General features: G+C 34.6%; 6 protein-coding genes. 3 read left to right on the top strand and 3 right to left on the bottom strand.

From position 1 onward, the window contains the following. Window positions 1-27 precede the first annotated feature (27 nt). The 3 genes from HMPREF9402_RS11560 to HMPREF9402_RS11550 form a co-directional block, all read right to left on the bottom strand. Window positions 28-855 (bottom strand): undecaprenyl-diphosphate phosphatase, encoded by an 828-nt coding sequence (locus tag HMPREF9402_RS11560; RefSeq protein WP_009607430.1) that lies wholly within the window; start codon window positions 853-855, stop codon window positions 28-30. Between the two features lie 265 nt (window positions 856-1,120). Further along, entirely contained in the window at window positions 1,121-2,815 is a 1,695-nt protein-coding gene (locus tag HMPREF9402_RS11555) for a M3 family oligoendopeptidase (RefSeq protein ID WP_009607433.1), read from the bottom strand. Window positions 2,816-3,368: 553 nt separating this feature from the next. Further along, window positions 3,369-4,364, bottom strand: coding sequence for a hypothetical protein (locus HMPREF9402_RS11550; RefSeq protein WP_229098556.1), 996 nt, complete (start codon window positions 4,362-4,364; stop codon window positions 3,369-3,371). Window positions 4,365-4,662: 298 nt separating this feature from the next. Here HMPREF9402_RS11550 and HMPREF9402_RS11545 point away from each other — a divergent pair, with 298 nt between their 5' ends. Genes HMPREF9402_RS11545 through pnuC form a run of 3 tightly spaced genes read left to right on the top strand, consistent with a single transcriptional unit; the run spans window position 4,663 to window position 7,237 of the window. Then, window positions 4,663-5,658 carry an ADP-ribosylglycohydrolase family protein gene (locus tag HMPREF9402_RS11545; protein ID WP_009607431.1) on the top strand — a complete coding sequence of 332 codons (996 nt, stop codon included), beginning with the start codon at window positions 4,663-4,665 and terminating at the stop codon, window positions 5,656-5,658. Beyond that, entirely contained in the window at window positions 5,655-6,560 is a 906-nt protein-coding gene (locus tag HMPREF9402_RS11540; protein ID WP_006785970.1) for a PfkB family carbohydrate kinase, read from the top strand. The genes HMPREF9402_RS11545 and HMPREF9402_RS11540 overlap by 4 nt, the downstream gene beginning before the upstream one ends. Further along, the gene (gene pnuC / locus HMPREF9402_RS11535) at window positions 6,548-7,237 is read left to right on the top strand and encodes a nicotinamide riboside transporter PnuC (RefSeq protein WP_009607432.1); all 690 of its coding nucleotides are present in this window, start codon (window positions 6,548-6,550) and stop codon (window positions 7,235-7,237) included. Before HMPREF9402_RS11540 ends, pnuC begins: the two co-directional genes overlap by 13 nt. Window positions 7,238-7,250 lie beyond the last annotated feature (13 nt).

Here is a 7,250-nt window from a genome sequence, read left to right as displayed (position 1 = left end):
CTAAGACATAAGTCTTAGCGATTTTTTTTATGCTCCAAAGAAGAAGAAATAGGCTAAAACGACAATACCCAGGATAATGCGGTACCATCCAAATACTTTGAAGTCATGTTTCTTAATATATCCCATTAAGAACTTGATTGCAAAAATTGAAACAACAAATGCTACAAATGATCCAAGAGCTAACGTAATTAATTCAGCACTAGTAAAAGCAAATCCGAATTTAACAAGTTTTAATAAACTTGCTCCAAACATAACTGGAATAGCTAAGAAGAACGTAAACTCTGATGCAACATAACGAGAAGCACCAATTAAAATAGCTCCTAAAATCGTTGCTCCTGAACGAGATGTTCCTGGAATTAAAGCAAGTAATTGGAAAACTCCAACCATTAAAGCAAATTTGTATGTAATTTGTGATAAATTCGTTACCACTGGCTTACGACCTTTATTACGATTCTCAATAACAATAAATAAAACCCCGTAAATAATTAACATTAAGGCAACAGTTTGATAATTATAAAAATGTTCATCTAACCAATCATCAAATGCTAAACCAATAACTGCTGCTGGTAAACATGCCACAATAATCTTAAACCAAAGATTCATCGTATCTTGTTTGATTTTAAAGCCACCCTTAAACTCAAATGGGAAGATCTTATTCCAAAACATAAAGATAACCGCCAAAATTGCTCCAAGTTGAATAACAACAAAGAACATCTCCATAAATGACGCCGACATATTTAACTTAATAAATTCATCAACTAAAATCATATGACCTGTACTACTAACAGGTAACCATTCCGTAATCCCCTCAACAAATCCAAGGAAAATTACTTTTAAGTATTCAATAAAACCCACAACTAACCCTCCTGTTTCAACTTTTCAATTATTAAAATTTCAATGTAAAATATAACCTACCTAATGATACTATGAATTAAACATTTAGAAAATACTTTCTAAGGAAATTAAGTTTATTTCACACGACTTATTTTAATAAAATAATAGATAAAATACCATAATAATCAACTTACAAATACACTTCTAACCTTACATCTCTGTAAGGAAATAAAGAAAACGCGAAGGTAATCCTTCGCGTTTTCTTTATTTAAGCAATACTCTTTTTTTATAATTTTTGATCTTCAACTGAATCTAGCCACGCTTTAATGTCTGAAATAATAGAGCTTACGCATCCATCTTCAAATGGTGATTTTAAATTTGCATATGATACAAGTCCGAGGAACGATTTTGTCCCACCTACCTCGCATAAACGAACGTAGTCATTCCATGCATCTTCACGATTATCGTGCATACGTTTCCAAAATTGTAGGGCACAGATTTGAGCTAATGTGTAGTCGATATAATAAAATGGACTATTGAAAATGTGTGCTTGTTGGAACCACCAACCACCACGTTCTAGGAAGTCACATCCTTCATAGTTTTTGTGTGGCAAGTATTGTTTTTCAAGATTACGCCAAGCCGCTTTACGTTCTGCCGGTGTTGCTTCTGGATTTTCATAAACGAAATGTTGGAATGCATCCACAACAATTCCATAAGGAATAAATTTAATCGCTGATCCTAAGTGAGTAAATTTATATTTGTCCGTATCCTCTTTAAAGAATAATTCCATCCAAGGCCATGTAAAGAACTCCATACTCATTGAATGAATCTCACAACTTTCATACGTTGGGCAGTTTAACTCAGGTGTTTCAATCCAGCGTGAAGAATAAACTTGGAAAGCATGTCCCGCTTCATGCGTTAAGACATCAATATCCCCTGCTGTTCCATTAAAGTTAGAGAAGATAAATGGCGCTTTGTATTCAGGAATATAAGTACAATATCCTCCACCCGCTTTCCCCGGTTTATTCACTAGATCTAATAACTCACTTTCTACCATGAAATCAAAGAATTCTTTTGTTTGTGGAGAAAGTTCATGATACATTTTCACACCATTTTCTAAAATCCACTCTGGACTTCCTTTAGGTGTCGCATTACCTGTTTTAAATTCGAACTTTTCATCAAAATAACGAAGTTCCCCATAACCTAAACGCTCTTCCTGTCTTTTATATAAAGAACTTGCTACTGGCACAATATAATCTAAAACTTGCTTACGGAAGTTTTTAACCATCTCTGGATTATAATCACTGCGCATCATACGAGTATATCCAAGTTCAACGAAATTATTAAATCCTAATTTTTTAGCAATACGTGTACGAACTTTTACTAACTCATCATAAATACGATCGATTTCAGCTTCATTCTCTTCAAAGAAATGGTATTTAGCAACTGAAGCCTCTTCACGGACCTGACGATCTTCACTTAATAAATATTTACCCATTCCTGGTAACGTACGCTCTTCACCATCAAATGGAATTTTAGCTGATGCTAATAACTTTGTATAAAGACTAGATAATTTATTTTCTTCCTGTAAATCCGCAATAATCTCAGGCGAGAATGAACGTAAATTAAACTCTGCAATCGTAAAGAATTGTTTGCTTAACTTCTCTTCAAGTTCAGCACGAAATGGTGATTTAACGATTGCATGATAAAAAGCAGACGTTGCTTCTTCATAAAGAGGACCCTGTTCATCCCAATACGTTTGTTCAGAGTCATAAAACTCATCTCGTGTATCAATACTATGGCGAATCGAAGATAAGGTTGCCATTGTTTCTATATGAGAACGCATGGCATTAATTTTGTTCACAATTTCTAATTGTTCCTCTGCATTCGTTGCAGCCTCAAACTTATAAACTAAAGCACCAAATTCATTTTTGAATTGTTCATAATTTGGTCTTTCATACTTAAAATCATTAAATTTCATCTTATGTCTCTCCTTATTAAGAAAAATTTACTATGAATATTTGCTAGTTTACCGACTTTAAAAAATAACTTAATTTTAAATTATTTATTTCCCCTAAAATCGTCACCTAACAAATTAGTATTTCTCCTATTATACTATATCTCCTTATGTTTTGCATGATTTTACCATTTGTTTTTTTTGACAAATCTATGTTAAGGTTTGACGTTAAAAATTTCATAGGACATTCAAAACGTGGAACCCCCATATAAACTAAGGTTCGAGACGATTAAGCATGCAATAGCTCAGATACCTCATCATGTATTCATATCGGACAAATGACACTTTGCTGATATATCAAACTATGTTCCGTAAACTTAGAAATAATTATGAAGTAAGTTCTCATTTCTAATTTCTTGAACTGTGAGATAGCACTAATAAATTCTATTAATAAAATTGTTAAAGTCATACTAGGATATTTTCCTTTTAAAGGATAATAAAGCTTAGTAATAACTATTAAAAAATTGATTTCAATTAAAAAAAGCGACATTCTTAACGAATGTCCCTGTTTAGCTCTTTAGTTTCTATATTTATAAATTGCAAATGTTTTAGTATTTGTAACCTTATCTCTAACTTCTATGTCAAAATTTGATCCTGTTTTAATACCAATTACAATATCAATTAATGCGGTCTGACCAGGTTCAACCCACTCAACTGATTTATTTGTGGTGATGAGTGGATATAAAGTTACACCGTTACCTGTTTCATCATAAATTAAAAAGTTTGAGTCACATAAAGCTTCTCTTTTTGTTCCAATATTTTTACCTTCAATCGTAATAATTGCAACTGTCTCTACCGCTCGATCAGGCATTTCACTTTCCATATACTCATTACGCTCATCTGTTAGCGCGATTGATTTAATGTTAATTTCAAATGGTTCCTCACTAAATTGCGCTAACACAGTAAATGGTGTCCCTAGTTCAAGCTCATCTAAGTATGAAGCCGTCACAAGCGATGATTCAAAAATGGTCTCAACAACTGTTTCGGTATCAATTGTCGCAAAAGGCTCATCCTCTGTATTATGAGCCACATCAATTTTCAAAATATCCCCTGTTGTAATTCCAACATTTATTTTAATCGTCCGTCTACGACCAGGTGCTATGGCTGCATAACTTGAGAATTCGAGATCTAAATCATAACCCGACATGGGATATAAGTCTAACCTCTTCCCTGTTTCATCATAAAAATGAAAATAGGACTCATTTAACAACACGACTTCATCTGATATATTAATTGCCTCAATAGTTACAATTGCGACATTATCCACCGCCTCATTGAACTCATTACGTGCATCCGTTAACGTCACATCGGTCACAGCAATTTCTAACACCTCTTTTTCGTCATGGATTAACTTAAATGTCTGGCCTAGTGGAATGGTTATTTTTCCGATCGTTGTTTTCTCTTCAATGGGTGTTCCATTGATTGTAACCTCATCCTCTGTTTCAGTTGTTGAACACCCTATTATAAAACAGGTCAGTGTTAAAATAACTAATAATGCTTGCTCTTTTTTCATCATTATCTCCCCCTCTTGTTGAATCATATCGGATTTTAAGATAACGTGCAATAAGTATTAACCGACGTCATGGCCTAGATAGCGAGTGTAATGAAGGTAAAAAGCAAAATACTACATCTTCTCAAATAGTAATTAAGCATTTTAAAGATGTGGATAACCCACTAATAGGGTTATTCACATCTTTTTATTGATATGAAAGATTATCATTCATAAAACATTGACTATTTTATCCAAATAAACTAGAATATTACCTTGGCAGGTGTCTTGTCACCTGTAAAGTTTATTAGGAGGCGGCTGTATGAAAAATAAAATTGCTGGAACTCTTTATGGAATGGCAATCGGTGATGCTATGGGAATGCCCTCTGAACTTTGGAGTCGAAAAAAAGTCCAACAGTTTTTTAGGGGCATTACAGATTTCTTAGATGGACCTTCGGAAAATGAAGTGGCTTATCAGTATAAAAGAGGACAATTTACAGATGATACTGCACAAGCTTTAATCATCCTAGACTCTTTAATAGCCAATCATTTCAACGTTTTGCCAACTGATATCGCAACTAGACTTCTTGCTTGGGCAAAAAAAGAACAAGCTTTTGAAAAAAACATTTTAGGGCCCACATCTAAAGCCGCCTTACTTAGTTTTAAAGAAGGAAAAAATATAGAATCGATTACGAATCAATCTGGGACAAACGGTTCTGCAATGAGGATTCCTCCTGTTGGCTGTTTATTCTTACCTGATGAAAAATCAGAGCTCATTCAATATGTAGCGCATATTACAAAGGTTACGCACAGTAGTGACATCACGATAGCTGGTGCCTGTATGATTGCTCACGCTGTAAGTTGTGCCATGATCTACAAAGACTTTGATGAAATTTTACAATCTGTTTATAGTATTGAACAAGAGGCACTTGCTCTTGGGGCTGATACTATTAATCCATCTCTTGTTGCAAGAACGAAGCTTGGCATTGAATTTGCTAAACGTTATAAAGACCAAGATGAATCGTTCTTAGAGGCTATCTATCAAATCATCGGATGTGGTGTAACAATTAGTGAATCAGTTCCTGCTGCTCTTGCAATTGCTTATTATGCGAAAGATGTAAAACATTGTAGTTTACTTTGTGCAAATCTCGGGGGAGACACTGATACAATCGGAGCGATGGCTTGTGCGATTTGTGGTGCTTACCAAGGATACACAGCACTTGATTCATCATGGGTTGAACTTATTAATGAAGCAAATGATGTCAATTTAATGGAATATGTAGATGCATTAGCAAAACAAAGGGGGGGCGTAATGTGAAAACTTTACTGCTTGGGAATGCGATTGTAGATGTTATTTTAAATATCGACGTCTTACCTAAAACGGGTGACGATATTTTCTGCCAAAAACAGAGCGTCACAATTGGTGGATGCGCGTATAATGTGGCAACGATTTTAAATCACTTTGATGTAGAACACGATTTGGCTGTTCCCGTTGGTTCTGGGTCTTACGCCTCAATGATTAAGGAAGAATTAATCAAACATGGCTATCCCGTTCACATCGAGGAGCAAACTGTGGATAACGGATATTGCCTTTGTTTAGTTGAACATCACGGAGAACGGACCTTTATAACAGTTCCTGGTGTTGAAGCTAACTATCAAAGACGTTGGTTAGATGCTTTTAGTGGGGAACAGTATGATAATATCTACATTTCTGGATACGAGATGGAAGGGTTAAGTGGGGCTATTATCAGTCAATGGCTAAGTACGCAAGAAATAAAAAATCTATACTTCGCTCCAGGTCCACGTATTACATTTATCGAACAAGAAACAATGGAACGTTTATTTAAGCTACATCCTATTTTACATATTAATCAGTCTGAAGCTTTAAGCTTCACAAAAGAGCAAGATTTAAATCTTGCTGTGAGAAAACTATACGCTTTAACTCATAACGAATTATTTATCACACTCGGGGAACACGGTGTTCTACATTTTGATGGGGAAAATCAAATGATTATAGAAGCACCTAAAACCACAGTTGTTAACACAATCGGAGCGGGTGATAGCCATCTTGGAGCAATCATTGCACTAAGATCACTCGGTTATGAGACAAAACAATGCTGTGAGATTGCCAACAAAGTTGCAGCCAAAGTCGTGAGCTTACAAAGCAGTAAATTTGAAGAAGAATATTTCAATAAGGGGGATTTTTTATGTCAGCATTAGTGATGAAAACAAAAAATTATTTTAGTGATTGGAGCATTTTTGAAATTTCATGGTTAATTATTTCAACGTTAACGATGCTTATTTTAAGTATTGTTTGGGGTGATACTCCAATGGCATTAATTAGTGGTGTAACAGGAATTATTTCAGTTGTTCTTTGTGCAAAGGGAAAAATTTCAACCTATGCTTTCGCTACAATAAATGTTGGCCTTTATGCGATTATTGCTTATCAAAATCGACTTTTTGGAGAAGTCATGTTAAATGGATTTTACTATCTTCCAATGAATCTTGTTGGATTTTATATGTGGCGTAAACAAAAAAATGATGAGGGGACCGTTATTGCTCGTCGCTTAACTGCTAAACAAATTTTTCTACTCGTTATCGGTCTAGTGATTGCTATTGTAGCTTATTGGAGAGTACTTATCGCTCTTGGTGGAAATCTACAACTAATTGACTCAACAACAACAATTCTATCGATTGTTGCTTTCTTATTACAAATTGGACGCTTCACAGAACAATGGATTTTATGGATGATTATCAATGTGTTCTCTATTATGATGTGGACACTACTTCTTGGAACTCCTGATGGCTCAGTAACGATGATTATCATGTTCTCAGCCTACTTAATTAATGGAATTTATGGATACCGAAATTGGCTGAAATTGAGTAAAAATAAATAATAAAAAGCTCTAG

It is taken from the genome of Turicibacter sp. HGF1 (assembly GCF_000191865.1).
GTDB lineage: Bacteria > Bacillota_I > Bacilli_A > MOL361 > Turicibacteraceae > Turicibacter > Turicibacter sanguinis.
The sequence above is the reverse complement of the archived record's forward strand: the minus strand, read 5'-3'. Positions and strand labels throughout refer to the sequence as shown.